23 protein-coding genes are annotated in these 25,076 nt (G+C 63.2%); 7 read left to right on the top strand and 16 right to left on the bottom strand.

The features are described from left to right. Nucleotides 1-4: 4 nt before the first annotated feature. On the bottom strand, nucleotides 5-1,939 hold the full coding sequence (locus V5735_RS03330; RefSeq protein WP_423745075.1) for a hypothetical protein: 1,935 nt from the start codon (nucleotides 1,937-1,939) through the stop codon (nucleotides 5-7). Between the two features lie 218 nt (nucleotides 1,940-2,157). Further along, a complete protein-coding gene (locus V5735_RS03325) occupies nucleotides 2,158-3,108 on the bottom strand; it encodes a DUF7504 family protein (protein ID WP_423745074.1) in 951 nt (316 codons plus the stop codon). 287 nt (nucleotides 3,109-3,395) lie between these two features. Here V5735_RS03325 and V5735_RS03320 point away from each other — a divergent pair, with 287 nt between their 5' ends. The 3 genes from V5735_RS03320 to V5735_RS03310 all read left to right on the top strand — a co-directional run bounded on the left by V5735_RS03320 (nucleotide 3,396) and on the right by V5735_RS03310 (nucleotide 6,653). After that, complete coding sequence (locus tag V5735_RS03320; RefSeq protein ID WP_423745073.1) at nucleotides 3,396-3,737, top strand: DUF7344 domain-containing protein; 342 nt, start codon at nucleotides 3,396-3,398, stop codon at nucleotides 3,735-3,737. Nucleotides 3,738-3,838: 101 nt separating this feature from the next. Further along, the gene (locus V5735_RS03315; protein ID WP_423745072.1) at nucleotides 3,839-6,157 is read left to right on the top strand and encodes a DEAD/DEAH box helicase; all 2,319 of its coding nucleotides are present in this window, start codon (nucleotides 3,839-3,841) and stop codon (nucleotides 6,155-6,157) included. Between the two features lie 49 nt (nucleotides 6,158-6,206). Next, entirely contained in the window at nucleotides 6,207-6,653 is a 447-nt protein-coding gene (locus tag V5735_RS03310; protein ID WP_423745071.1) for a DUF7552 domain-containing protein, read from the top strand. 4 nt (nucleotides 6,654-6,657) lie between these two features. Here V5735_RS03310 and V5735_RS03305 read toward each other — a convergent pair whose 3' ends face one another. The 4 genes from V5735_RS03305 to V5735_RS03290 are packed head-to-tail and all read right to left on the bottom strand — an operon-like array spanning nucleotide 6,658 to nucleotide 11,946. Next, nucleotides 6,658-7,683, bottom strand: a complete 1,026-nt coding sequence (locus tag V5735_RS03305) for a DUF7544 domain-containing protein (protein ID WP_423745070.1) — start codon at nucleotides 7,681-7,683, stop codon at nucleotides 6,658-6,660. A 30-nt stretch (nucleotides 7,684-7,713) separates the two neighbouring features. After that, complete coding sequence (locus V5735_RS03300) at nucleotides 7,714-8,124, bottom strand: hypothetical protein (RefSeq protein WP_423745069.1); 411 nt, start codon at nucleotides 8,122-8,124, stop codon at nucleotides 7,714-7,716. Nucleotides 8,125-8,162: 38 nt separating this feature from the next. Beyond that, nucleotides 8,163-8,900: a TrmB family transcriptional regulator gene (locus V5735_RS03295; protein WP_423745068.1), complete on the bottom strand. Its 738-nt coding sequence runs from the start codon at nucleotides 8,898-8,900 to the stop codon at nucleotides 8,163-8,165. A 1-nt stretch (nucleotide 8,901) separates the two neighbouring features. Continuing rightward, nucleotides 8,902-11,946, bottom strand: a complete 3,045-nt coding sequence (locus tag V5735_RS03290) for an MMPL family transporter (protein WP_423745067.1) — start codon at nucleotides 11,944-11,946, stop codon at nucleotides 8,902-8,904. A 344-nt stretch (nucleotides 11,947-12,290) separates the two neighbouring features. Here V5735_RS03290 and V5735_RS03285 point away from each other — a divergent pair, with 344 nt between their 5' ends. Further along, the gene (locus tag V5735_RS03285; RefSeq protein WP_423745066.1) at nucleotides 12,291-13,379 is read left to right on the top strand and encodes a CNNM domain-containing protein; all 1,089 of its coding nucleotides are present in this window, start codon (nucleotides 12,291-12,293) and stop codon (nucleotides 13,377-13,379) included. Between the two features lie 12 nt (nucleotides 13,380-13,391). Here the strand turns inward: V5735_RS03285 and V5735_RS03280 are convergent, their stop codons facing one another. Together V5735_RS03280 and V5735_RS03275 are read right to left on the bottom strand one after the other, a co-directional pair. Continuing rightward, complete coding sequence (locus V5735_RS03280; protein WP_423745065.1) at nucleotides 13,392-13,601, bottom strand: hypothetical protein; 210 nt, start codon at nucleotides 13,599-13,601, stop codon at nucleotides 13,392-13,394. A gap of 72 nt (nucleotides 13,602-13,673) precedes the next feature. Next, nucleotides 13,674-14,366 carry a rhodanese-like domain-containing protein gene (locus V5735_RS03275; protein ID WP_423745064.1) on the bottom strand — a complete coding sequence of 231 codons (693 nt, stop codon included), beginning with the start codon at nucleotides 14,364-14,366 and terminating at the stop codon, nucleotides 13,674-13,676. A gap of 272 nt (nucleotides 14,367-14,638) precedes the next feature. On the opposite strand from V5735_RS03275, the gene V5735_RS03270 reads away from it, so the two are divergent. Continuing rightward, on the top strand, nucleotides 14,639-15,589 hold the full coding sequence (locus V5735_RS03270) for a phytoene/squalene synthase family protein (RefSeq protein ID WP_423745063.1): 951 nt from the start codon (nucleotides 14,639-14,641) through the stop codon (nucleotides 15,587-15,589). A 23-nt stretch (nucleotides 15,590-15,612) separates the two neighbouring features. Here V5735_RS03270 and thiC read toward each other — a convergent pair whose 3' ends face one another. Further along, a complete protein-coding gene (thiC, locus tag V5735_RS03265) occupies nucleotides 15,613-17,052 on the bottom strand; it encodes a phosphomethylpyrimidine synthase ThiC (protein WP_423745062.1) in 1,440 nt (479 codons plus the stop codon). Between the two features lie 87 nt (nucleotides 17,053-17,139). Here thiC and V5735_RS03260 point away from each other — a divergent pair, with 87 nt between their 5' ends. Together V5735_RS03260 and V5735_RS03255 are read left to right on the top strand one after the other, a co-directional pair. Further along, the gene (locus V5735_RS03260; RefSeq protein WP_423745061.1) at nucleotides 17,140-18,174 is read left to right on the top strand and encodes an NAD(P)-dependent alcohol dehydrogenase; all 1,035 of its coding nucleotides are present in this window, start codon (nucleotides 17,140-17,142) and stop codon (nucleotides 18,172-18,174) included. 229 nt (nucleotides 18,175-18,403) lie between these two features. Beyond that, complete coding sequence (locus V5735_RS03255; RefSeq protein ID WP_423745060.1) at nucleotides 18,404-18,709, top strand: hypothetical protein; 306 nt, start codon at nucleotides 18,404-18,406, stop codon at nucleotides 18,707-18,709. Nucleotides 18,710-18,817: 108 nt separating this feature from the next. Here V5735_RS03255 and V5735_RS03250 read toward each other — a convergent pair whose 3' ends face one another. The 7 genes from V5735_RS03250 to V5735_RS03220 all read right to left on the bottom strand — a co-directional run bounded on the left by V5735_RS03250 (nucleotide 18,818) and on the right by V5735_RS03220 (nucleotide 25,005). Beyond that, complete coding sequence (locus tag V5735_RS03250; RefSeq protein ID WP_423745059.1) at nucleotides 18,818-20,089, bottom strand: FAD-dependent monooxygenase; 1,272 nt, start codon at nucleotides 20,087-20,089, stop codon at nucleotides 18,818-18,820. Between the two features lie 12 nt (nucleotides 20,090-20,101). Next, nucleotides 20,102-21,214 carry a phosphotransacetylase family protein gene (locus V5735_RS03245; RefSeq protein ID WP_423745058.1) on the bottom strand — a complete coding sequence of 371 codons (1,113 nt, stop codon included), beginning with the start codon at nucleotides 21,212-21,214 and terminating at the stop codon, nucleotides 20,102-20,104. Beyond that, nucleotides 21,211-23,313 (bottom strand): acetate--CoA ligase family protein, encoded by a 2,103-nt coding sequence (locus tag V5735_RS03240; protein WP_423745057.1) that lies wholly within the window; start codon nucleotides 23,311-23,313, stop codon nucleotides 21,211-21,213. Before V5735_RS03240 ends, V5735_RS03245 begins: the two co-directional genes overlap by 4 nt. A gap of 33 nt (nucleotides 23,314-23,346) precedes the next feature. Continuing rightward, complete coding sequence (locus V5735_RS03235) at nucleotides 23,347-23,787, bottom strand: GIY-YIG nuclease family protein (protein WP_423745056.1); 441 nt, start codon at nucleotides 23,785-23,787, stop codon at nucleotides 23,347-23,349. Nucleotides 23,788-23,790: 3 nt separating this feature from the next. Beyond that, nucleotides 23,791-24,210, bottom strand: coding sequence for a DUF4149 domain-containing protein (locus V5735_RS03230; RefSeq protein WP_423745055.1), 420 nt, complete (start codon nucleotides 24,208-24,210; stop codon nucleotides 23,791-23,793). Nucleotides 24,211-24,236: 26 nt separating this feature from the next. Beyond that, the gene (locus V5735_RS03225; protein WP_423745054.1) at nucleotides 24,237-24,500 is read right to left on the bottom strand and encodes a bacteriophage holin; all 264 of its coding nucleotides are present in this window, start codon (nucleotides 24,498-24,500) and stop codon (nucleotides 24,237-24,239) included. A 76-nt stretch (nucleotides 24,501-24,576) separates the two neighbouring features. Then, a complete protein-coding gene (locus tag V5735_RS03220; RefSeq protein ID WP_423745053.1) occupies nucleotides 24,577-25,005 on the bottom strand; it encodes a DUF4149 domain-containing protein in 429 nt (142 codons plus the stop codon). Nucleotides 25,006-25,076: the final 71 nt, after the last annotated feature.

Raw genomic sequence — 25,076 nt, 5'->3', positions numbered from 1 at the left:
CGTTTTATAGCCGTTCCAGATTTAATTCGGTGGACCACGTGAGGTCGCCATCGACGATCACCGGTATCTGTTCGAGGCGGAGAAACTGAACCAGCGTCTCCTCGTCCACCGAGAACGTGCTCACCTCCCCCCCGCTCAAAAAGTAGGTGTCGATGTCGTCGATGAACGGGGTGAAGAGGGCACCCATCCCCGACTCGAGCGTCGGATAGGTGGTTATCCGCAGCTCGTAGCGCCCGCCGCCGTCCGCGTCGAGGTGGCAGACGAACGGCGTTCCGCTTTCGCTTTGGGCGATTTCGATGCTCCCGTCACCGACGACGATGTACTGATTGCCGACCATTCGCTGGTCCCGAACGATGGTGAGCGCGGACCGAAGGGAGAAACCCCTATTCAGGAGTCGTGCGATGGTTCGACCGACCGCTATCGCGCTCTTGTTCGTGATTTCACTATAGGTGACGACGCCACCGATGCTCCCGGAATCGATGAGTTCGAGCCCCTGTTCGTACGACCGACACCCGTTCAACAGGAAGGTATCGACCGCAACGCCGTCGACCGATTCGACGTCGAGTTTTCCGTCCCGACAGATGAAATGGCCGTCCTCGATGTGACCGATGTAGTGAAGGAAGTCGGTTGGGGTAGTGAGTACCGACGCCAGTTCGTCCACCGAGAGGTTCCGATGAACGTCGATGTCGAACGCGAGTTCGTCCCGTTTCCCGTAGAGTGCGTCCCCCGCGTCGTACTCCGGGCTCATCTCCGGTTCGTTACACACCACCGTGATATCGATGCCGCCGGTCGAGGACGAGCGCTCCAACCGATTTTCGAACGCGCGTTCGACCAGCTTGTTCGCACCGATGGGCATTCCCTCGCCGAGCCACGCGCGTTCCAACGAATTCGTCGCTTTCGGCGCGACGTACCGGTCGGATTCGACGCGACGGTCTCCCCGCCGTGTCCCCGCACCGCGCAGAAAGCTGTCGATAGGGTCGGGAACCTCCGGCGCCGGTTCGTGGCGTTCGTCCTCCCTCGGTGACGAGATGAACGAAAGGTTGTTCACCAGATACGGAATCGATCGGACGTTGGCGATATCGTCCGTGACCGTCGTCGACAACAACCACGTCGGGACGTGCTCCCGAACGACGTCGAACGGAACATCCAGATACGTTTCGAGTTGTTCCGCGAGGTCCAGTTCGTACAACTTCTCGAACGAGAGATCGAGAAGCGGTTCTATCACGTGTCGCTCGTGAAGCGGTATCCGATACAATCCCTCGGTTCTCGTCACACAGTCGAAAAAGAGCGACTGTGCGAGGACCCGTTCGATTTCCCCCTCGTATCCCCGCTCGTGATGGTCGAGCGGGTGAACGAAGCCGCGGTCCGTCACGAGCCTCGGCTCGTCGCCCGGAACAACGGTCGCACCGAGATAGTACGCGAGGGTACTCGCCGAATATATCATCGACAGTTCTGGCGGAAGCTCGATTCGAACCCCCGTCTCCGGCAGCGAGAGTTCGTCGGGGACGTGCAGTTCGTCTCCGAGTTCGATTCGAGGGGGATGGCCCCTGAGCGACGGGAGCGACCGCTCGCAGCTCAGCGTCTTCAACGCCGACCCGAACGTCGAAACAGCGGTCATCACGTTCCGGGGGTCCGCCGTCGTCGTTACCGTCGCTTCGGGCTGTTCGTGATAGGACCGCGCGCCGATTCGAACCCGTGTCTCCGTGCCGAAGTCGAACGTCATGTGCTCCGCCGACGATGCGAGCGTCATCTCGCCGGAGACGCGCAGGTAAATTCGGATGGGTGCGTTCAGTTCGATGAGGTACTCCCCGTCGGGAAACTGTTCGTACGAAAAGTCCTCGGCCTCCGCCAGGAAGGCTCCGTCGACGCCGCGGACATGTGTGATGACGACGTACGGCAGCATGAGGCCGTCCGTCGTGACCTCGACCGCACTGTCCACCGGGAAGTGAAACTGGTCGGTATCCGTCGGTCGCGGGTCGACGGGGGCTGACGTACGAACGGGGAACTGTCTCCGGTGAATCGGGTCGACGACCGTTACTCCCGGAAAGTCCGAACGACGGCGAAATATCGGCTTCATTACTGTTCTGTAGGCTGGCTCTCTGTGCGGTACTTCGCGAACGTCTCATCCTCTAATCGGGGACCGGCGGGCGGAAACCGTTAGAGCGGGAACCACGTGGTCGTATAGTCCGTGTCGTGTAGGTGCCACCGTTGCATCGGACCTCGTGCACCGACCTTCAGTTCGATTGTTCCGTCGAACAGCGGTTCGACGGCTCGAACGGGTGCGGAGTCGTATGCGCCCGGGAAGAGATACTGACCCAAGCCGGACACGTCTTCGACGGTCTTCGTAACGTTTCGCACGAACTCCTCCACCGAGGACTCCGATTCTTCCTCCGAGAGGAACTGTAACGAATCGAAACAGAATCGAAGCTGACCCGGTTCGAACCCTTTCTGCCGATATTGGTGTTCGAAGATGTCGTCCACGATCGCGGTTTCGAACTCGTCGAGCGACCCGACGACCGGCGTCACGGACGGTCTGTTCTGTTGGTTCTGCGGTCGTACTTCCGTCGCGGAACGTACCGCCGCTTCGTAGGTGAGGATGTTCGCGTGGTCGGTGTCGGCGGTCGCGCGTTCGAGACGCGTCCGGGCCGTGCCCGTATCTCGTCCGTAGAGCGCGAACAGATGCGTTCTGCCGTACTCCTGCTCACCCAAGAACTGCGCGCTCAACTCGTCGAAAACGTCTGCGGGAACGTCGCCCGTGAGCAGTACGTTCCCCCCGGACCGTTTCAGTCGCCCGAGTTCCGACTCGATTTCTATCGTCCCGTCGCTGCTGACCGTGACGTAGTGACCCGCGAACGTGAACGTCACTTCGCCGTTCGCGCGCGGCGTTCCGTCGACGAGGGGTCGAAACAAATCCTCCAGCGCGTCCGGGTCGATACGTCCGTACAGCGACTCCGGGACGTCGGTCGCACTAACCCGAGCACGGTCCGCCATTTGCTGGACGATATACGTTCCCAGCGGTACCCCGCTCCCCCAATCGTACTGCAACCTCGCCGGTTCCTCGACGCCGCACATGAACGGCAGGGCAGCATCATCCTCCATCGAACCCATAATCTGGTATCGGTAGTAGCTGAACGGCTAAAAGCGCTTGTGCTGGTTTTGCGTTATATCAACTAACGGTATCGAACTCCAACCCGATGAGAAATCGAATTCCGTACGCGTATCCCCCCATACGACCGTAGACCGTACCATAGTCGTCACCCACGTTCCATTCCTTGCGGACCCGATAAGGGACGAGAGCGACTGCCGAAGGATGGTACCACCATCGGGTGATTCATGCGTATTACTGTAGTAGAACTGGTATGGGCGATACATCGAACCGTGAGGGAGGGGAACTCATGGAGTTACTACGCTTTTTGGATGCAGTCGGTGCCGAGTCGCTCACTTCCACGGAGGACTGGGTCTTCGAGTTGCTCAAAGACGAACAACGAAGACACCTCGTCCTCTATCTCAGCGAACAGGAGACCCCGACACCGATTTCCCGAGTGGCGGCGGACGTAGCGAGTCGGTGTAACGACACACCCGTGACGAACGTAACGCCGTCCGAACAGGAGCGGGTTCGCGTTCGACTCGAACAGGAGCACCTGCCACGGCTCGGGGACTACGGAATCATCTCGTGGTCGTACGGGGAGGACATCGTGGAACCGATTCCGTCGCTGTTGGACTCGGACGGAGAGTAGCGTCCCGTGGTTCGGCCCGTCCAAGCTCGCTCGGCCGATTCCCGTCGTGACATGCACGATGGACGAAACCGGTTAGAGCGTCCACTGCCAACCCCCTCGCAGTGCAGGACACCATCGACTGGCTTCGCGGGCGACCCTACTACGAGGGGCAAATCGCCCGTCACGAAACCGTTTCGGGGAACGACGGCGAGTTTCGGGACCTCCCGCTCGAATCGCGGTTGGAGTCGGCGCTCGAAAAGCGCGGCATCGACCGACTCTACCGTCACCAAGCCGAGGCAGTGGAGTCGGTCCGCGACGGGAAGAACGCCGTCGTCGCCACGCAAACCGCGAGCGGAAAGAGCCTCGCCTACACGATTCCGTCGTTCGAGCGCGCGATGGACCACGGCGGTCGAACCCTCTACATCGCGCCGCAGAACGCCCTCATCAACGACCAAGAGGAAACGCTCTCCGAACTCGCCCGCGACTTGGGCTTCGGGAGTCGCGTCTCGGTGGCCCAGTACACCGGCCGGCTCGACAAGAACGAAAAGCGGGCCGTGCGCGACCGAATGCCGACCGTCGTGCTCACGACACTCGACATGCTCCACTACGCCCTACTTCCGTACGCGCATCGTCTGTGGGACTGGTTTTTCAAGGGGTTGGAGACGGTCGTCATCGACGAAGTTCACGAGTATCGCGGGGTCTTCGGCAGTCACGTCGCGCTCGTCCTCCGCCGACTCGCCCGCGTCTGTGACCGATTCGACGCCGACCCGCAGTTCGTCTGCTGCTCCGCGACCATCGGTAATCCGGTTGAACACGCGAGCGCCGTGACCGGCCAGCCCGAACCCTCGTTCGACCTCGTGGACGAGAACGCGAGTCGAACCGGACCGACGCACTGGCTCCTCTGGAACCCGCCAGAGTACGAGGACGACCGGTACGGCGGCGCGAAGCGGCGGAAATCGAACCACGGAGAGACGAAGCGCATCTTCGCCGACCTCGTGGGGCGGGACTATCAAACGCTGGTCTTCACTCGCGCTCGACAGGCCGCGGAACGCTACGCGATGGAGAGCGCCGACGAACTCCGACGGCGAGGGGACGGCGACCTCGCCAACGACATCGCGGCGTATCAGGCGGCCCTGCGGAACGACCGCCGTCGAGAACTGGAGGACGGCCTCCATTCCGGGAGAGTCCGGGGTGCGTGGAGCACGAACGCGCTGGAACTCGGCGTCGATATCGGAGGACTGGACGCGGTGCTGCTCGACGGCTATCCCGGCACGCGCATGGCGACGTTCCAGCAGGCCGGACGCGCGGGGCGCGGTACCGACCCCAGCCTCGTTACGCTCGTCGCGGGCGAGGACCAACTGGACCAGTACCTGATGGCGAACCCTGACGAGTTCTTCTCCGGCGACCCCGAGCGGGCGGTCGTCAACCCCCAAAACGCGGAACTGCTCCCGTCGCACGTCACCTCCGCGGCCCGCGAGACGTGGCTCTCGCGGGAGGACGAGACCTATTTCGGCCCGGACTTTCCCGAACTCGTCGCCGACCTCGAAGCGCGCGGCGAACTCGAACGGCGGCAAACGAGCGGCGGGATCCGCTGGGTGTACGACGGCGACGGAAGTCCCCAGCACGAGATGAGCCTTCGCACCATCGACGACCGCGAAATCGACCTGCTCGACCGTTCGCGGGGCGACGTCATCGCCTCCCTCCCGTTCAGCGACGCGCTTAACGACGCCCATCCCGGGGCGATATACCACCAGCAGGGCCAGTCCTACGAGGTGGTCGATCTCGACCTGTCGCGGGACGTCGCCGAACTCTCGCCGACGTGGGCGGACTACCACACCAAGACGTTGACGGACAAGGAGATAACAGTCGAAGAGGATTTGTCGGAAAAGACGCTCTCGACCCGCGAGGACTGCACCGTCCGGTTCGCCGACGTGACGATGCGAAAGCGAATTACCGGGTTCGAGCGCCGGGATGCAAAGCGCGGCGAGACGCTGGGACGCGAGTCGCTCTCCCTGCCGGAACTCGCGCTCCGAACCAAGGCGCTCTACTTAACGATTCCCGACGATGTGGAGCGCGAACTGCGGGCGATGGACGGCGACTTCAACGGTGCAATTCACGCCGCCGAGCACGGGATGATTTCGCTCTTTCCGCTCGAACTCCTCTGTGACCGCGGGGACATCGGCGGCCTCTCCACGCCGCTTCACCCGCACACCGGCACGAGCACGATTTTCATCTACGACGGCTACCCCGGCGGCGTCGGACTCACCCGAGAAGGATACGAAACCGTCGAGTCGCTCATGACGAACACGCGGGAGATGCTTCGCGCGTGCGACTGCGGGTCGGGTTGTCCGTCCTGCGTGCAGTCGCCCCAGTGCGGGAACGCGAACGACCCGCTGGACAAACGACTCGCCGAACACCTCCTCGCAGACCTCACGGTCTGAGTCGCAACGCTTTTAGGCTGTCCTAAACCTAAATTAGGCTAGCCTAAATATGGACGACATCCTCCGGCGAACCCGACGCGAAATCGAGGAGCTATCCGTCGAATCCGGTCCGTTCTCCGTCGCCGCCGCCGAAACCGGCGAGTGTCCGACCCCGATTACCGGTACGCGCTTCGAAACGCACGACGACGCCGCGCGTGCCGCGGACCTCGCACGCGAGTATCGAACCGCCCTCCGCGACCACGACCCGGACCTGCCGACGTACCGCTTCGTCGTCACCGAACTCTCGACCGAACACCTCCAGATGGTCGGCGTCCGCGAGCGAACCGACGGCGTTCGCGCCAACGGACTCCCGCAAACACAGCGGTCCGTCACCGTCACCAGCGACCGCGAAGGCGCGTGGCTACGGATGGAAAACGCGCCGCTCGTTCACCTCGCACGTGACTGTGGACCGGTCGGCGACGACGCCGTTGGCCGTCAACTCGACTCGAAACTCTGAGCCGTCAGCGGATTTCCTCCCGAAGTTCCGGGATGAGGTCGAACTCCCGGTTCGTATCGCCCAGCACAAGTAGCGAGAAGTAGCCGAGATACGTCTGAATCGGCACGCGAACCAGCGCGAGCGCAAAGAGGAGGCAGACGACGTATCCGAGAACGAGCGCGCCGAACAGGACCAGCGCCACCGGGTTCGAGAGCGTCGCACTGATGGCGGCGAATCCGCCGAACGCGACGACCAATAGGACGGCGAAGATGGCGAACGGAATCAACAGGAGTACCGCGATGATGCCGCCCGCGATGGAGACGAGAAAGCCCACCGCGATGGCGAGGAAGAACTTGAGCACGAGGTAGACCCCGTACTGTTTCCACTCGCAGCGAAGCGTCGGCCAGAAGGCCTGCCAGCCCGCTATCACGCCTCGCTCCCGAACTATCATCACGGGAACGACGAAGTTCGTCGTCAGTCCATCCACGAGCGCGACGAACAGGGCGAGCAGTATGAACACGGGGATGAACACCAGCACCGTCCCGGCCGCGATGGACGGCGAACCGGCCGAAAACGCCGGGACGGTGACGAGGATGAGGACGCCGATGGGCAGCACGACGACGAGAAAGAGGACGAGACGAAACCCGAACAGGCGAAGCCCCTGTCCGAAGTATCGACCCATGTATCGCCGAACGTGAACCTCCCGTGAGCGAAGCGACTCCACGAACGCGAACTCCATCATCGACCCGATGAGGGTGAACAACAGCCCAAGAAGGACGGCGACGATGATGACCGCCGCAGCCACTAGCAGAATCGTGTCGGTGGGTATCGAGACGTCGCCCCCACCCGGCGGACTCGGGGGCGTCGGAACCGGGTCGTTCGACCCGGAGGAGAACTGCATGCCCCCCTGAAACGGGGAGGACGAACTGGCACCTCCGAGGAAGAACACCACGATGGCGAGTCGAAGCCACGTTCCCGCGTCGAACGGGAGGAGGAACTCCCGCGTTCCCTCGATGGCGTCGTCCAGCGCCTCGACGGCGTACCATGACATACGTAGCTGTTGTGCGTTATGATAGTTAAGCTACCGGACAGACCGACTCATAACGTGAGCGACGTACTCCTCGGGAAGCAGGAGGACGTTGTACGTGAACGTGGTCTGTACCCCCACAACCAGAAACGCGACGAGTCCGTGAAGCACGAACGTCAGAAGATAGCTGACGAGGAGGTTGCCGACGGTGGCGACGACGTGGACGAACGAGGTCGCCCGTATCTCCGTCGTCACGTTGGGTTCGACCGTGAACTCGCCGAACGTGAGGAACGCGAGGAAGGCGAACGCCACGACGGCACCGCCGACGTAGGCGAACACTTCCAATGCGGTCGGCGTGCCGAAGCGAGTCAGAAGGAGTTCACCGCCGCCCCAGATAGAAAGCGTGTAGCCGTACGCTCGTACTTCCGAGAGCAGGTTTCTGGCGAGTCGGCGTCTCGGGTTCATACCCGATATTGTACCGGGTGAAAGAAATGCGTAGTGGACTATTCGACGATTATATCGTCGATATGCGAACTGACCGTCTGGCAGAGGAGTTCCGCGAACCCGGTTTGGGAACTCCAGATGGCGCTTTCGTGCTCGCCGAGGATGCTGATGAGCACGGTATCGTCGTCTACGATGAGGATGCGCCCTGCAGGGGCCCCCTCCGGCTTGTCGTGACGGACGACGAACCGTAACTCATCGAATCGGTCCCGCAGTGACGGGTCCTGCGAGACGACGAGAATGTCGACGCCCGCGTTCGCCCGTTCCCGGAGTATCTCCGTGAGTTTCTCCGTAACCAGCGATTCGTCGTGAAGGCCGAAGACGATTCTCGATTCGGCTTCCGCCACCAACTGACAGATTCGGCTGCTGACGGCATCCCTGCCATCGACCGACCACACGTCTTCGCGCTCCTCGTCGTTATCGACGAACTCGTTTTTCGCCGATTCGAGGTAATCGAACGCACGTTCTTGCGTCCGCTCGAACTGGTCGCGGAGGAGCGACTTCGCCGCCTCCAAACTCACCGGTCGATACTGAATCGGTTTGGACTGTTTTACCTCCACCAAGCCGTGCTCCTGGAGGTCTTCGGCCGCGCCGTACACCTGTGACCGCGGTACGTCGGTGACGCCGTGGATGTCCCGCGCGGTCCCGGTACCCAACTTCTGTAGCGCGACGAACACCTTGGCCTCGTAGTTCGAGAGGCCGAGGTCGGTCAGCGCGTCGATGGCGTCAACTTCGTCCATGTCAGTCCTCACTTGGGGTTGGAGCACCTTCGGACTTCAGTTCGATGCTGCCGCGAGCGCCCGGTCCGAAGTAGCGCGTCCAGACGACGAGCAGACTCGGGAGGACCAACACGCTGGCGATGAACGCGTAGATGATGGTCAGTCCCGTGATGATGCCGAACTGCTGGAGCGCGGGCAGGATGGCGAAGGCGAGCACACCGAAGCCACCCACGGTCGTCGCCGCGCTCCCCAACAGCGCGCCGCCGGTTCCGGTAAGGCTGACGTGCATCGCCTCCCACACCGAGCCCTGTCGTTCGAGTTCGACGTTGTAGCGCTCGGAGAGGTGGATGCTGTAGGCGACACCCAACCCGACGGTGAGGCTCGTGATCATGCCCGTCAGGACGTTGAACGGCATTCCGAGGAGGTACATCGTCCCCAGAATCCACGCGACGCTGAACACGACGGGGAGCAGGGTGACCGCTCCGAGGGTCGCGCTACCTTCCGTGATGCGGTAGATGAGCATCAGGAACGCGAACACGGCGACCATCGTGATGACGAGGCTCTCGATGACCGTGTTGAGCAGGTCGTCCTGCACGATTTCGAAGACGATGGACTGGCCCGTCGCGGTCGCGGTGAGGCCGTCGAAGTTGTCGGCGACCTCGCGCATCTGGGTCGTGACCGCCGAACTCGACGCGCCACCCTTCAGCGAGATGGTGACGCGAAGCGCCTCGTAGTTGCCGTCCTCGCGGTAGATGACGCCAGCGGCGTCGTCGGGCGCGGCGGCGAACAGCCCGTCGTAAACCGTCTCCAGGTTCTTGTCGGGTACGCCGTCACCGTCCGTATCCGCCGCGGTGAACGTCTGATTGAACGTTTCGTTCTGTGCGGCGACCTGCTTCATCACCGACAGCGGGCTCTGAACCTGTGGCTCACCGTTCGAGAGGGTGAGCGTAACGTCTTTCTTCGCCGCCTGCTCTTCCGCGCGCTTGACTTGTTCGAGCGCGTCGTCACGGGTGATATCGCCCTCGACGAGTAGTTGGGCCTGTGAATCCTCCCTGACGAAGTTGTCGTTCACGAAGTCCAGGTTCTGCTTGGCGGAGTAGTTCCCGGGCTTGAACGGTTCCGGGAGCTGTTTCGTCCAGTGTGGCGGACTGCTCGCGAGGAAGTCCTCCTGCGAGAAGCTCGTGTCCACTTTCGTCGCCCCGTAGCCGCCCGCCGCGCTGACGAGCAGCGTGAGGACGATGACCACGAGCGGCGCTTTCCGCGCCGCGGTCGCGCCCACGGTCAGGATGCTTCCGAGCGGGCCGCCGCCGGTACCGAACGCGCGCTTTTTGCGGTTGAAGCCGCGCGATTCGAGGAACCCGTCGAGTTCCAGTTTGAGGGCGGGAATCAAGCCGCCGAAGATGATCAGCGCCGCGACGATACCGACCGAACTCACGATACCGAAGTCCTGAATCGGCGGCAGCGGGCTGACCAGGTTCGAGAGGAAGCCGATGACCGTCGTCGCGGTCACCCACGTCAGGGCCGCGCCGACGCTGACGAGCGCGACGCGCATCGACCCGCGAACGTCCTCGTCGGGGTTCGTCTCCCGCTCCTCGCGGTGGCGCATGAAGACGTGAATCGCGTAGTCGATTGCCAGTCCGATAAGGAGGACGGGCACCGCGATGAACATCTGGTTGAACGTGATGCCTGCCCAGCCCATGAAGCCGAACGTCCAGACGAGGACGAAGGCGATTCCGAGAATGCCGAGCAGGATGTCGAGGACGTCGCGGTAGGCGATGATGAGCGTCAGGATGACGAACAACAGCGCCAGCGGCCCGACGATGGCGAGACTATCTGCCATCGACTGATTGATCTCCTCGCTGATGATGCCGCTCCCGAAGACGAGCGCCTCGTGGTCGAACTCCTCGTCCGCGATGGTCTTCATCCCCTGCTGGGTGGAGACGAGCATGTCGGAGGCCTGTCCCTCCATCGACGACTGGCCCTCCTGTTTCTGGAAGATGACCAACATCGTCGCGTTCGCCTCCGTCGACCCGGTGTCGTAGGACGTCGGCATGAACGCCAACGCTTGGCTCGCCATGCCGCCCGAACCGCCGCCGTCGTCGGAGAGCACGGCCTTCGTCAGCGAATCGATCCGCGACTGGTTCATCGACTGCAACTGGTCGAGTTGCTCGGCGAGCGTCGGCATCGAGCCGTTTTCGAGCGCGCTCCGCTTTTGCTGCAGTTTCTCGCTCTGCTCGCCGAGTTTTGTATACTCGTCCGCCAGCACGCCTTGCGTGCCGAGTTTGTACACCTTACCGAACTGCGACTGGATTTCGCCTGCCTGCTGCTTGTAGTTCGATTCGTCGATGTCCCCCGACTGGTAGGAGGCGTTCAACCCGTCGAGTTTGGCCTGCAAGCCGCGCGCCTGCTGTGCGGATTTGTTGAACGTCGCCGACTGTTCGGCCGAGAGGTTCGCGGTGGCTGTCGCCCGCACCTGTGAGAGCTGGGCTTCGATTTTCGCCGACTGCTGGCGATACGATTCGTTGTCCACGTCGCCCGACTGATGGGACGCGTTCAACTGGTCGTATTTCCCCTGCAGCGCGCGCGTCTGATTCAGTGCGTCGCTCAGTCCGGCGGCCGTCCGGTTGAGTTGCTGGCCGCGCTGTTGGAGTTTCGCACCAGACGCTTTGAGCTCCGCGACCTTTTGCTGTTGAATCGCGGAGATGGCGATGACGTTCGCGACGCCGGTGGAGGCGGTTCCCTCCGCCAGCGTCTCGTTGATGGTTTGATTGTCCCGAAGGCGCTGTTGGAACTGTAACGAGTTCACCATCGCCTCCTTCGACAGGACGTTATCGCCCTTGAGGATGACCTGTACGGTGGTCGTATTCTCGTTCCCCGTCGTGAAGTTCGAGTTGATGTAGTTCAGTTTCTTCGCGGCCGGGCTGTCGCTCTGGAACTGGTCAAGCGACGAGGACTGCTCTATCATCGGCGCGCCCGCCCCGACGAGAACTGTCATGACGAGAAGCACGGCGATGATGGCCCGACTGTGCTTGGTAACGTTTTCGAAAAGCCGGTCGAGAAGCGTCACGGACGCCCTCCTCGGCTATGTAGCTGTAATTCCATAGCTGTTGTTAGAATACTACTGACAGCCTCACCAAAAAGATGGAGGTTTCGGTTTCTAGTATGACATAAATTCACAACCACGTTCCCGATACAAGGAGAAACGAGCCGAATGGGACGCGTACTGTACCCTATCGGCCGTTTGTGCCGAATGGAAATCGAATCCGAGAGACGGCGATACGTTCAGAACGAAGGATGGGACGGTTTCTCGGAGACGTGTGGTGCTGTGTGTTGCGTACCGTCCAACAGCAAGTGGAATTTTTGCCGAGTTGCCCATCAACGTTACCACCGTTCCCGATACAGGGATAGATAATGGTAGATTTGCTCACCGCACTCCATCTCCTCGGTGGCGTATTCCTCCTGCTGATGAACTCCTACTTCGTCGTCACCGAGTTCGCCATGACGCGGGTACGGCAGTTCGACGAGTCCGAGTTCGAGGATTCGAAGGGATTGCAACGCGCGTGGGACATGACCGACCGCCTCGAAATCTATCTCTCCGGGTGCCAAGTCGGCATCACCATCGCCAGCGTCGGATTGGGTGTGGTCGCCGAACCAGCGGTGGTGGCGGTGTTCCATCCGGTCATCGAAGCCGTCGGTCTCGGGGGCGGCTCCACCGAAGCGCTCTCGGCGATTCTCGCACTCGCCCTCATCAACCTCCTGCACGTCATCGTCGGAGAACAAGCGCCGACGTACCTAGGCATCGAGCGAACGAAGTTCGCGGCCCGATACGGGTCGGGCATCCTCTACTGGTGGACGAAACTGATGTCGCCGGTCATCATCCTCGCTGACAAGACCGCCAAGAGCCTCCTCTCCCTGTTCGGCGTCGAAATCGAACGCTCGTGGACGGAAGCCGAGGAATCGGACGGCGACGAGCGGAAAATCGTCAGCCGCGCCGACCTCCACCGCGAGATGGGCGACGTTCTCAGCGCGGTCGAGGGTCTGCCGGAGGAACGCGAAGAGGAGATTCTGGCCGCGCTTCAAATCGAGCGCGTCCCGGTTCGTGACATCGCGATTCCGCGGGAGGACATCGTGGCCCTCTCGACCGACGACACCGTCGAGGAGAACGTCGAACGCATGGAGAAGAACCCACTCGTCCGCTTTCCGCTCATCGACGGGTCGCTGGACGAGTTTCGGGGAATCGTCTACGCGCCGACCGTCATCGAACGGTACGACGAACTTACCTCAGGGGAGGTCTCGCTGACCGACATCGCACACGACCCGATGACGGTCGCGGGCGATACGAGCGTCGCGGACGCCATCGACCTGTTCCAGGCGCAAAATCAGGAACTCGCGCTGGTGTTGGACGGGCGGGACGTCATCGGGTTGGTGACGGCGACGGACGCGTTCGAAGCCGTCCTCGGGGAGTTAGAGGATCCGATGGACAGGGAGATGACCGCCTGAGGAATCGTTCGCCTACCGGTCGTGGAATTTTCGCGCTTGCTCGCGCGTCATCGTCTCCCACTCGCCGTCGTCGGTTCGAACCTGCACGTGTCCGTCGGGAATCTCCGTTTCGACCGTTTCAACGTGCGTTTCGAGGAGATGCGATTCGTACTGCTTCAACGCGGCTCGCTCTGACGGCGCGATGGCGACCCAACCGCACTCGTCTTGACTGCACCGAATCATTGAATGTCGTCACTCGCTACGAGGGATATAAGCCTTGAGAAACGTCGGTGCGACCGGTGCCGTCGGTGGGGTCTATTCGCCGCTCACGACCCGCGAGGAGAGGTCGCCGATGGTTCCCTTCACGGTGTACTCCGGCGTCTCGATGTGGATCATCGAGTCCGCCGTTACGTCCTCGAACTTGAGTTCGAGGGTGTACGATCCGTCCGTCAGGATGTCCGTCGCTTCGTTCTGTCCGGTTTCGAGCTGTCGCGCCCACGCCGTCTTTCCGGCGAAGGAGGCGTCGGTGACGCCCGAGATGATGTACGCCACCGGATTGTACGACGTGTTGGAGCCGCGAATCGGGTAGTCCCTGTCGTGCCACTCCCAGAACCCCTCGTCGATGACGAAGACGTCCTCGTAGCCCTTCTGCATGAGTGCGGATGCACGAATCGAAGAGAGGTGATGCGGACAGCCACAGTAACAGACGATGCGGTCGGATTTCGGCCAGTTCAGCACGGGGTCACGCTCCGGGGCACCACGGACGCCCGGTGCGGGACTCAATACGGCCCCGTAAATGTGCGAGGTCTTGTACTGTTTCGTGCCGCGAGCGTCGGCGAACCGGGCTTCCCCGCGCTTGTACCAATTGTAGACGATATCCGTCGGGACGAGGGGGACATCCTCGCCACCCTCGGTTTTCGTGTCGAACGAGGACGGGTCGAAGCTCTTTTTCTTCGGCTTCTCGTCGAACTCCGGCGGATACCCGTCGACGTTGCCGTCCTCAGGCATGGGATAACTCGAAGACCCCGAGCCACTGCCTCGATTGAGACACCCGCTCAATCCCGCGACCGCAACCGAACTAGCCGCGAGAAAGGTACGTCGGTTCATTACTATGCCCCCGTAGCAACTACCCCTTTATCAATTTTATTATTAACAGAACGCTGTTAATTATAGGCTGCGTAATCGAAGCGACGGTCGGTACGGAAACCATACCTAACAGGTTTGGCACCGTCTTTTTTCAGAATGACAGCGTACCAACTGCTATTCTCGGGGCACACCCAATGAAAGACACACACGTAGAGGCGGGGAAGGCGATACAGCAGCAGACCGGGAAAACGTTCCACCTCGCCACTCGGCTGTTGCCCGAGCGAGTGCGCCACCCGACGTACGTGTTGTACGGGTTTTTCCGGATTTGCGACGAGGTGGTGGACGACGCCGCCGACGTTCCGGCCGAGGAGCAAGCCGAACGGTTGGAGTCGCTCCGAAAGCAAGCCCTCGGAAAAGAACCCCCCGATGACCCGATTTTGGAGGCGTTCCACGACCTCTGTGAGTCACGCGGTATCGCGGACGATGAGGTCGGCGTCTTCATCGACGCGATGGCGACGGACATCGACAAATCGCGCTACGAAACCTACGACGAACTGGAGGCGTACATGCGCGGGTCGGCCGCCGCCGTCGGGCAGATGATGACGTCGGTGATGAACCCGGACGACGCCGAGCGAGCGCGACCGCACGCGACGTCGCTCGGCGAGGCGTTCCAACTCACCAACTTCCTCCGGGACGTGCGCGAGGACATCGAAGACCGGAACCGAATCTACCTCCCTCGAACGACGCTCTCGCGGCACGGCGTGACCGACGAACAGATAGAACGCCTCGAATTCACGGCCGGATTCGCCGAGGTCATGCAGGACGAACTTCGCCGCGCGGAAGCCCTGTACCGCGAGGGCGTCGCCGGAATCCGGTACCTCCCCGAGGACTGCCAGTTCGCGGTCTTGCTCGCGGCGGTGCTGTACGCGGAGTACCACCGCGTGATTCGAGCGCAAGGGTACGACGTGCTCTCCAAGGAACCGTCGCTGGGGACCGTCCGAAAACTCGCGCTCCTCGCCAAGACGCGGTGGCACTGGCGGAAGACGCGCGACCCCGAAGCCGTCTTCCGGGCCGTGAGTCCGGTCGGAACGCCGGACCACCGCGGGTCGGACGTGGAGCGTCGGGATACGCTTCCGACTCGCTAGCTCTCCACGCTCCTCGCCCCGTTTCAATCGTCGCCGTGGCCTTCGCTGGCGTGCTCCGCGAACGACGGCAGGTCCGGAACCGAACGCATGTCGTGTGTCCCCGTCGGCGGCAGGTTCGCCGCCGCCGCGGACGAGTCCGTCAGGTCCGTCTCTCCGTCTATCGATTCCATGTCGCCGTCGACGGCCCGCGCGTCCTGGTCGATGCGCATCGAACAGAACTCCGCGCCGCACATCGAGCAGTAGCGGGCTTTCTTGTAGTTGTCGCCGGGGAGGGACTGGTCGTGGTACGCGCGTGCCCGTTCCGGGTCGAGGGCGAGTTCGAACTGTCGTGACCAGTCGAACTCGTAGCGGGCCTCCGAGAGCGCGTCGTCCCAATCGCGGGCACCCGGTTGGCCGGTTGCGACGTCGGCCGCGTGGGCCGCGATTCGGTACGCCGCGAGGCCGTCCCGGACGTCCTCCTCCTCGGGGAGTCCGAGGTGCTCTTTCGGCGTCACGTAGCACAGCATGGCCGCTCCGGCCCGAGCGGCCTCGGTGGCACCGATGGCGCTCGTGATGTGGTCGTACCCGGGCGCGATGTCGGTCACCAACGGGCCGAGGACGTAGAAGGGAGCGCCGTCACAGACCTCCTGCTGGCGTTCGACGTTCATTTCGATGTCGTCCATCGGGACGTGGCCCGGCCCTTCGACCATCACCTGTACGCCGTGGTCCCGTGCCGTTCGGGTCAGTTCGCCCAGCGTCTCCAGTTCGGCGAACTGCGCGTCGTCGCACGCGTCGGCGAGGCAACCGGGCCGAAGGCCGTCGCCGAGGCTGAACGTCACGTCGTACTCGGCGAAAATCGCACAAATTCGCTCGAAGTGCGTGTACAGCGGGTTTTGGGCCTCGTTCTCCTCCATCCACTTGGCGAGAATCGACCCGCCGCGCGAGACGATGCCGGTCTTCCGACCGTTGGTGAGCGGGACGTGTTCCAGCAACACGCCCGCGTGGACGGTCATGTAATCGACGCCCTGCCGGGCCTGTTTCTCGATGACGTCGAGCAGTAACTCGGGCGTGAGGTCGGCGACGTCGTCGACGCGCGTGACCGCCTCGTAAATCGGAACGGTTCCGACCGGAACCGGAGAGTGTTCGACGTTCGTCTCACGAATCGAATCGAGGTTCGCACCGGTGCTCAAGTCCATCACGGTGTCCGCGCCGTAGTGAACCGCCGCGTGAAGCTTTCGGAGTTCTTCCTCGGGGTTGCTCGTCGTCTCGCTGTTGCCGATGTTCGCGTTGACCTTCGTGGCGAACTCTCGCCCGATTATCATCGGGTCGAGCACGTCGTGTTCGTGGTTGTTCGGGATGACCGCCCGTCCCTCGGCGACCGCGCGCCGAATCGTCTCTGGGTCCCTGCTCTCCCGCTCCGCCACCCGTTTCATCGCCGCGGTCAGTTCGCCGGAACGAGCGCGTTGGAGTTGTGTTTCCGACATCGATTACTGAGTTATATTACTAGGTAATAATTCTTGCCGAGCGAAACCGGCACCAACGTTCACCATCGCCCGGCACGAACGTGGCGTATGCGAGTCGCAGTCCTCGAAGAACCCGGTTCCTTCGTCGTCGAAGAGCGAGACAAACCAGCCCCCGACCCGGACGAGGTGGTCGTCGAAATCGGCGAGGTCGGCATCTGCGGGTCCGACGTTCACTACTACGAACACGGCCGCATCGGCGATTACGTGGTCGAATCGCCGCTCGTCCTCGGGCACGAGAGCGCGGGCGAAGTCGCCGCGGTCGGAGAGAACGCCGACGACGATTTCGACATCGGCGACCGCGTGACGCTCGAACCCGGCGTCCCCTGTCGGCGCTGTCCGTACTGCAAGCGCGGCGAGTACAACCTCTGTCCCGACGTGACGTTCATGGCGACCCCGCCGGACGACGGCGCGTTCGCGGAGTTCGTCGCGTGGCCCGCCGACTTCACCTATCGGCTACCGGATTCCGTCTCGACCCGCGAAGGCGCGCTCTGTGAACCCTTGAGCGTCGGCATTCACGCCGCTCGACGGGGGGAGGTCGGCGTCGGCGATTCCGTCCTCGTGACGGGATGCGGTCCCATCGGTCTGCTGGCGATGGAGGCCGCGTACGCCGCCGGAGCGACGGCGGTGTTCGTTTCCGACGTCGTTCCCGAAAAACTCGCGCTGGCCGAGAAGCGCGGCGCGGACGCGACCATCGACGTACGTAAAAACGACCTCGCGGAAGCGGTCTCCGACCTCACTGACGGCGAGGGCGTGGATGTGGTCGTCGAAGCGTCCGGGGCGGACCCCGCGATTCGAACCACCATCGACGCGGTTCGGCGGGGCGGGACCGTCGTCCTCATCGGACTCGCACGGGACGCGGAAATCCCGCTCGACACGGGCGAAATCATCGATAACGAACTCGACCTCCGAGGGTCGTTTCGCTACCGGAACACGTACCCCGCCGCCGTCCAGTTGCTGGCCGACGGCGCGGTGGACGTAGCGGGTATCGTGGATTTCGAAATGGAACTGTCGAATGTCGGCGCGGCGTTCGAGCGGGCGAAGGATTCCGAGACGGTGAAAGGGATGCTTTCGATTTCGCGGTGAGCGCGTTCGGAATTCGAACGACGGCGACCCGTTTCGTGATGGAAACGCCCCGTGTGTGGGACATTTTGTCGTATGAGCAGTCACCACAGATGTCTAGTCAGAGATTGGCGTGCTAGTCTCTGTCGAAATATTTACTCGGCAATGAGTAAACCTTATCAACGCCAACCAACTACCGGGAAGTGATGATTGACACGAGTAACGAAACGACAACTGGGGAGGGTGAGCGATAATGTGGCAAGACATCGTATTTCTCTGCGGGAGCGTCTTTTCCCTCCTCGTTCTCGTTCCGACCCTCCGCGACTCGATGGCGAACGTCCCCCTCGGGACCTCTCTTCCATCGGCCGTTATCGGCATCGTCTACGGAACCGCCTTCTTCACGCTCGGGATGAGTCTCTCTGCCACCGGTTCCCTGCTCACGGGAATCATGTGGAGCCTCATCGCGGCACTTCGGTCGCCGAACCCGCTCGCTACGCCCGCGGACTCCGAAACTGAAACGCGGACCAACGGGCACGGCGCGCCGCAACACGCGGATTAATCGGCCGCTTCTCGAACGAAACGCGACCCTACGGCTTCGGCGAAGCCGGGGGAGAATCGAACGGAAATACGGAATCGATTTTTTGACGCACCGATTTTTCGGCGTGCGCTACGACTCCTCGAACACCGCCGTTTCCACCGACACCGGTGTCGGTCCGAGGGCGAAGGTCCGCCACGTCCGCCGGACGGGCGGCAGCTTCGGGGCGACGGTAAACAGACCTCGAACGACCGGAGCAACGGCCCACTCGGGGACCGACTCGCCGTTTTGTACGTACCACGTGACGACCCGCTCGCCGCGCCGTTGGAGGCGGAGCACGTCTTCGACGGCGGGTCGGCGAACCGACTCGAACCGCCGAAGGCGTTCCGCAGGAAGCGGCTCGTCTCCCGTGTTCCCCATTTCGAGCGCACTCGTGGTGGTCGCATGGGCGACCACGGCGTCCTGAATAGCGAGGCCGTTTCCCTGTCCGCCGACCGGCGAGGCGACGTGCGCCGCGTCGCCGAGCAGGAGGAGACCGTCGTCCACCCATCGCTCTGTCAATCCGGGTTCGATGTGCAGGAGCGAGCACTGGTCGAACGATTCCAGATGCCGGGCGATGGCGGGGTCCACCGCGGCGATTTCCCGCCGAAATCGCTCGATACCGCGCTTTCTGATGTCTGGGTAGGTTCCCTTCTCGATGAACCACCCGGCCTGTGCGTCCTCCTCCCCGAGACCGAAGTAGAGCAGGATGCCGTCGCGCTCGATGCGCCCCTGTGCGGCCGACCGAACGGCATCCGCCGGGAGTTTGAACCACAGCAGTTCGATGTCGGAGTCGAACAGGCCGGGGTCGAGGTCGGCCGCCGTCCGAACCGTCGAAAAGCGACCGTCAGCACCGACGACGAGTCGGCTTCGAAGTTCGAGGTCCTCGTCCCGCTCGCGGTCGTTCGCGCGCACGCCGACGACCCGTCCCCCCTCACGAACGAGGTCGGTGACGCCCGTCGCCGGGCGAAATTCGAAGTTCGAAAACTCGTCGGCGCGGTCGATGAGCAGGCGGAGCAACGGCGGCTGTTCCATCAACAGACCGTAATCGTACGGTTTCGGCAGTCCGGAGAAATCGACGGCGTGATAGGACCGCCCGAACGCCGTCACCTCCGGCCGTCGAACCTCGTCGTGGTCGAGAGCCAGAACGTCGTCCAGCACGTCCATCTCCGCGAACAGTTTGACCGCGAGCGGTTGGAAGAAGTAGCCGCGAAACTCCCGGTCCAAATCGGCGTGGCGCTCCACCAGGACGGTATCGACGTCGCTTCTGGCGAGGAGGTAGCCCATCACACAGCCGCCCGGCCCGGCACCGACGACCACGACGGTCGTCTCGCGGGTCGTCGCGGACTCCGGATGGTCGACCATGTTCGGTCCCCGCTACTCCCCGTCCGCGTCGGCGTCGGAATCGACGTCCGCGTCCGATTCCACTGTCCCTTCACCGAGGAGCGCGTCCACGTCGGCGTGGTCGTGGAGGAGTTCGCCCATCCGCTCGACCGTCTCCTCGTCGCGGGTTCGACCGCTTCGAATCACGTCCTCGGCGCGTTCGATTGTCGTCAGCGTGTCCGCCTGCACGAGCAGGACGGGGACGCCCTTCTCCTCCGCCTTGCCGATGACGGCACCCGGCGGACGGAACCCGCCCGTCAGAATCAGACACTTCACGCCGGGAGCTTCCAGCGCGACGGTGTGCAGGTCGGGACGGTCGCCGCCGGTGACGAGGGCGGCGTCCCGCGTCCGACGGAGGTGGCGGAGCGCCTTGTCGCCGCTCATCGCGCCGACGAGGAACCGCTCGACGAACTCGCCCGTGTCCGCCTTCGTGAGCAGTTCCGCGTTGAGTTCCGCCGCGAGGTCTCCGACCGTAACGCCCGCGAGGTCCTGCTGGCGCGGAACGACGCCGAGAACGGGGATTTTCCGCCCTTCGAGGAAGGGAACCACGTCCGTATCGAGCGGGTCGAAGTTCGTGTTCGAGACGGCGTTGAACAGCACGCCGGACAGTCGGTCGCCGATGTCGTCCACGGCGGCGAGCAGGTCGTCCACGTCGCTCCCTTTCTCGTACCCGGAGAGGAGGAGCACTTCCGCGTCGAGCAGTTCGGCGACTTTCGGGTCGGTGAGGTCGACGATACCGCCGGTCGTGAGACTGCCGCCGCCCTCGATTATCATCAGGTCGTGGCCCGACGACAGCGATTCGAAGCTCGTTCGAATCTGCTCGCGGAGTTCGTCGGGGTCCTCGCGGCCCCGGATGGCTTGCTCGATGAACGTCGGCGAGTAGACGACGGGTTCGAGTTCGTGCATTTCGGCGTCGAGGCCGAGCAGTTCGCGGGCCAGCATCGGGTCCTCGTCCAGCGTCTTGCCGACGTTGCTCTGGAGTCGGGTGCCCTTCGGTTTCATGTAGCCCACCGACAGCCCGCGCTGCTGTGCGAGTCGCGCCAGCGCGAGGGCGACGGCGGTCTTGCCTGTGCTTTCTTCGGTTGCGGTGACGAGTATCGTGTTCATAGTTCGTCCGTGTCCACGGTCAGTCGGATGTCTATCGCTCGCACGCCGTCCGGGGTGGCGACGAGTGGGTTCACGTCCAGTTCGAGAATCGCGGGGAAGTCGGTCACGAGTTGCGAGAGGCGTTGCAGGCTCTCGACAACACCGTCGATGTCGGCGGGTTCTCGGCCCCTCGCCCCGCGGAGCAGGGGTGCCGCCTCGATGTCGTTCACCATCTCGCTCGCCTCGCGCTCGCTTATCGGCGCGACGCGGAACGTGGTGTCCTCGATGATTTCGACGAAGATGCCGCCCAGTCCGAACAGGAGGAGCGGACCGAACTGCGGGTCGCGGTTCATGCCGATGATAGTTTCCGTTCCCGAATCGAGGTCCACCATCGCTTGAACCTGTACGCCGAGAATCGTCGCGTCGGGTTGGTAGTTCCGCGCCCGCGTCACGAGGTCCTCGTAGGCGTCGTACACGTCCTCGTTTGCGACGCCGACTTTCACGCCGCCGATGTCGGACTTGTGCAGGATGTCGGGACTGACTATCTTCATGACGACGTTCCCCTCGATGTCCTGTGCGGCGCTCACCGCGTCTTCCGGTGAATCCGCAATGGTACCGTCGGGCGTCGGAATGCCGTACGCGTCGAGCAGTCCCATCGCCTCCACGCCGAGACGGTTGTCGCCGCGCTCCTTCGCGCGGGAGAGGATGTCCGCAGCGCGTTCCCTGTCCACGTCGAATTCGGTCGGTTGCCCGTACTCGCGCTGGCTGATGTCGCGGTACGTGGTGAGGGCGTCCAGACTCCGCACCGCGCGGGCCGGGTCGAAGTAGTTCGGAATCCCGCCCTCGCGGAGGAGTTCCGCCGCCTCCTCGGTTCGTTCGCCGCCCATCAACGCCGCTGCGACCGGTTTCCCGTGTTTCGCCTGGAGTTCGACGATGACGTCGGCGAGGTCGTGGTAGTCGATGACGGCCGTCGGCGCGGCCAGCACGACCGCGGTTCCGACGTTTTCGTCCCCGAGCGCGATGTCGATGGCGTCCCGGAACCGGCCGATGTCGGCGTCGCCGATGGCGTCTATCGGGTTGTAGATGTTGGCCTCTTCGGGCAGGGCTTCACCCAGTTCCGCGAGCGTGTCGTCGGAAAACGACGCCAGCGAGAGGGTCGAATCGCCCACCGCGTCGGTGGTCATCACGCCCGGTCCACCCGCGTTCGTGACGATGGCCACGTCGTCCCGCTCGGGCAGGGGTTGCCCCGCCAGAATCTGGGCGAAATCGAACAACTCTTGGACGGAATCGACGCGCAACACGCCCGCCTGTTCGAGTCCGGCCTCGTACGCCCGGTCGCTTCCCGCGAGGGTTCCGGTGTGCGAGGAGACGGCCTGCGCCCCGGCGTCGGTACGCCCCGATTTCACCATCACGATAGGCGTATCGTCGGTCACCTCGCGGGCCGCGTCGATGAACGTCCCGCCGTCCTCGACGCCTTCGAGGTAGCCCAGGATGACGTCCGTGTCGGGGTCCTCGCCCCACGCGCGGACGAAATCCGTCTCGTCCAACACGGCCTTGTTCCCGAGCGACACCACGTCCTTGAAGCCGAGTCCCTCGTCGTTCGCCCAGTCGAGGACGGCCGTGATGAACGCCCCCGATTGGCTCATGAACGACATGGACCCCGGCAGGGCGTTCTCCGGTCCGAAGGTCGCGTTCATGCCGACCGGCGTGCTCATCACCCCGAGGCTGTTGGGGCCGACGAGGTTCAGGTCGTACTCCGCCGCGATGTCCTGCAACTCTCGCTCCCGTTCTGCACCTTCGCTCCCCGTCTCGCCGAATCCGGCGGTGATAACGACGACGTTTTTGATTCCGGCTTCGCCAGCCCCGCGAACCACGTCCACCGCGATGTGCGGCGGAACGACGACGACCGCGAGGTCGATGTCCGGCGCGGACGCGAGGTCGGGATAGCAGTCCAGTCCGAACACCTCGTCGTAGTTCGGATTGACGGGCACCGTCTCGCCGTCGAACTCGTCGCGGAGGTTGGTCACGATGGCGCGACCGATGGAGCCTTCGTTTTCCGTGGCTCCCACGACGGCGACACGAGACGGCGCGAAAAGGTCTGTGAGTACGGTGTCACCCATCGTTTCGAAGATTGGACGAGCGCGGGATTAAAACTAGTGCCCCGTTTCCACCGGCGGGGAATTACCCGACGATTCGTGCGCCCGCCGAACCGCCGCTTCGAGGGAGTCCCTCTCGGGCGCGAAATGGAGGTGCGTCCCGCAGTCGCAATCCGACGCGCCGATGCCGAGAACCGGCTCGATTTCCTCGGCGAGTCGGTCGGCGACGGCGCACTCCACGTCCGCCGCCTCGGTTCGCACGTCGGCCACGAGGTCCGTTTCGGGATGGCCGAGCAGGTAATCGACGTGCCAGTGGCGGGCACCGTTCTCGCCCGAGGCGACCCGCGCGTGACGGTCGATGCGCGAGAAGCCACCCCGTCCGAACGCGCTGCCGGTGTAGGCGTACCACCCGAAATCGAGCGGTCTGGGTCCCGTCGCGCCGAACTCGATTTCCGCGGGTGCAGCGAGCGAGACGAGGAGGGTGTACGTCCCTTTCATCTCTTAGAGGTGCGAGGCCACGATGCCGCCCGCCACCGCGAGCATCGTCACGCCGTTCAGGACGACCGACTGCTTGTGATACCGCGCGAAGCCGTCGTCGCCCGCCGCCTCCATCTTCGGGATGAGCACCCAGCGGGCGTACCCCGTGAAGGCGACGCCGACCAGCGCGAGGGCGGCGACGACGATGCCGTCGAACGCGTCCATCGCGGTGGCGACGACCGCGGCACCGAAGGCCACGACACCCAATCCGAGTCCGAACTCGTAGTACTTCGGGAAGACGGCGTTGACGACCTGCCCCGCGTCGTCACCCAACACGTCGAACGTCGTCGGCGCGCCGACGAACGAGAAGAACACGATGCTGCCGAGCCAAATGCCGAGTGCCCCGTCCGCGACGACGAGGAGTCCCGTTCCGAGAAGGGTCATATCGAACGGTTGGAACGACTAGCCAATCAAGATTGTTCTTCGTCGCGCGCGACGGCGTTGTACACCGTGGCGACGATGGCACCGCCGAGCGCGCCGTCCATGAATCCCCAGAGCGCGCCGATGAGGCTCCCCCGGAGCGTCGGCCGGTAGCCGATGTACAGAGAGGAGAGCGTTTCGACCGTTTCGTCGCCCCAACCGAACCGTGCTATCCACGCGTCCAGCATCACGTACACCGACCACATCACGCCGCCGCCGAGCGCGAACGCGCGAACGTCGAGTTTGTCCGTCATGAGCCCTCGAATGGTTCGACGCGAACGGTCTTAGCGTTGGGTGGCCACCGGAAGCAACCGGCGGACCGATGGCGGGTCAGAAGTGCGAAAGCACGAGCGCACCGGCGACCGTGAACATCGCCACGCCGTTCAAGACGACCGACTGCTTGTGATACCGCGCGAAGCCGTCGTCGCCCGCCGACTCCATCTTCGGGAGGAGCCGAGCCTGCGCGAAGATGGTCGCCGCCAGCGCAATCAGGATGAGCGGTTGGATAAACAGCGTGGCCGTCGGGTCGAGGACGCCCCGGTTCCACGCGACGACGGCCACGCCGACCGCGGTGAATCCGAGTATCGAACCGAACTCGTAGTACTTCGGGAAGATGGCGTTGACGACCTGCCCCGCGTCGTCGCCCAACACGTCGAACGTCGTCGGCGCACCGACGAACGAGAAGAACACCATACCGCCGAGCCACATCCCGAGACTCGCGTCCAGAATCACCAACAGCGCCGTTCCGAGGAGGGTCATGGCGGAACAAAAGACCCATCCCGTAATCGGTCTTTCCCCGACCGATTTCCGCTCTCGCTCTGACTTCCTCC

Origin of the sequence: Haladaptatus sp. SPP-AMP-3, from assembly GCF_049568665.1 — an archaeon.
Lineage (GTDB): Archaea > Halobacteriota > Halobacteria > Halobacteriales > Haladaptataceae > Haladaptatus > Haladaptatus paucihalophilus.
The sequence above is the reverse complement of the archived record's forward strand: the minus strand, read 5'-3'. Positions and strand labels throughout refer to the sequence as shown.

What these genes read in the sequence shown, in the direction of transcription:
- V5735_RS03325 (WP_423745074.1), bottom strand. Translation starts at nt 3,108, where the DNA reads ATGGGTTCGATGGAGGATGATGCTGCCCTGCCGTTCATGTGCGGCGTC.
- V5735_RS03320 (WP_423745073.1), top strand. Translation starts at nt 3,396, where the DNA reads ATGGAGTTACTACGCTTTTTGGATGCAGTCGGTGCCGAGTCGCTCACT.
- V5735_RS03310 (WP_423745071.1), top strand. Translation starts at nt 6,207, where the DNA reads ATGGACGACATCCTCCGGCGAACCCGACGCGAAATCGAGGAGCTATCC.
- V5735_RS03305 (WP_423745070.1), bottom strand. Translation starts at nt 7,683, where the DNA reads ATGTCATGGTACGCCGTCGAGGCGCTGGACGACGCCATCGAGGGAACG.
- V5735_RS03300 (WP_423745069.1), bottom strand. Translation starts at nt 8,124, where the DNA reads ATGAACCCGAGACGCCGACTCGCCAGAAACCTGCTCTCGGAAGTACGA.
- V5735_RS03295 (WP_423745068.1), bottom strand. Translation starts at nt 8,900, where the DNA reads ATGGACGAAGTTGACGCCATCGACGCGCTGACCGACCTCGGCCTCTCG.
- V5735_RS03285 (WP_423745066.1), top strand. Translation starts at nt 12,291, where the DNA reads ATGGTAGATTTGCTCACCGCACTCCATCTCCTCGGTGGCGTATTCCTC.
- V5735_RS03280 (WP_423745065.1), bottom strand. Translation starts at nt 13,601, where the DNA reads ATGATTCGGTGCAGTCAAGACGAGTGCGGTTGGGTCGCCATCGCGCCG.
- V5735_RS03275 (WP_423745064.1), bottom strand. Translation starts at nt 14,366, where the DNA reads ATGCCTGAGGACGGCAACGTCGACGGGTATCCGCCGGAGTTCGACGAG.
- V5735_RS03270 (WP_423745063.1), top strand. Translation starts at nt 14,639, where the DNA reads ATGAAAGACACACACGTAGAGGCGGGGAAGGCGATACAGCAGCAGACC.
- thiC (WP_423745062.1), bottom strand. Translation starts at nt 17,052, where the DNA reads ATGTCGGAAACACAACTCCAACGCGCTCGTTCCGGCGAACTGACCGCG.
- V5735_RS03260 (WP_423745061.1), top strand. Translation starts at nt 17,140, where the DNA reads ATGCGAGTCGCAGTCCTCGAAGAACCCGGTTCCTTCGTCGTCGAAGAG.
- V5735_RS03255 (WP_423745060.1), top strand. Translation starts at nt 18,404, where the DNA reads ATGTGGCAAGACATCGTATTTCTCTGCGGGAGCGTCTTTTCCCTCCTC.
- V5735_RS03250 (WP_423745059.1), bottom strand. Translation starts at nt 20,089, where the DNA reads ATGGTCGACCATCCGGAGTCCGCGACGACCCGCGAGACGACCGTCGTG.
- V5735_RS03245 (WP_423745058.1), bottom strand. Translation starts at nt 21,214, where the DNA reads ATGAACACGATACTCGTCACCGCAACCGAAGAAAGCACAGGCAAGACC.
- V5735_RS03240 (WP_423745057.1), bottom strand. Translation starts at nt 23,313, where the DNA reads ATGGGTGACACCGTACTCACAGACCTTTTCGCGCCGTCTCGTGTCGCC.
- V5735_RS03235 (WP_423745056.1), bottom strand. Translation starts at nt 23,787, where the DNA reads ATGAAAGGGACGTACACCCTCCTCGTCTCGCTCGCTGCACCCGCGGAA.
- V5735_RS03230 (WP_423745055.1), bottom strand. Translation starts at nt 24,210, where the DNA reads ATGACCCTTCTCGGAACGGGACTCCTCGTCGTCGCGGACGGGGCACTC.
- V5735_RS03225 (WP_423745054.1), bottom strand. Translation starts at nt 24,500, where the DNA reads ATGACGGACAAACTCGACGTTCGCGCGTTCGCGCTCGGCGGCGGCGTG.
- V5735_RS03220 (WP_423745053.1), bottom strand. Translation starts at nt 25,005, where the DNA reads ATGACCCTCCTCGGAACGGCGCTGTTGGTGATTCTGGACGCGAGTCTC.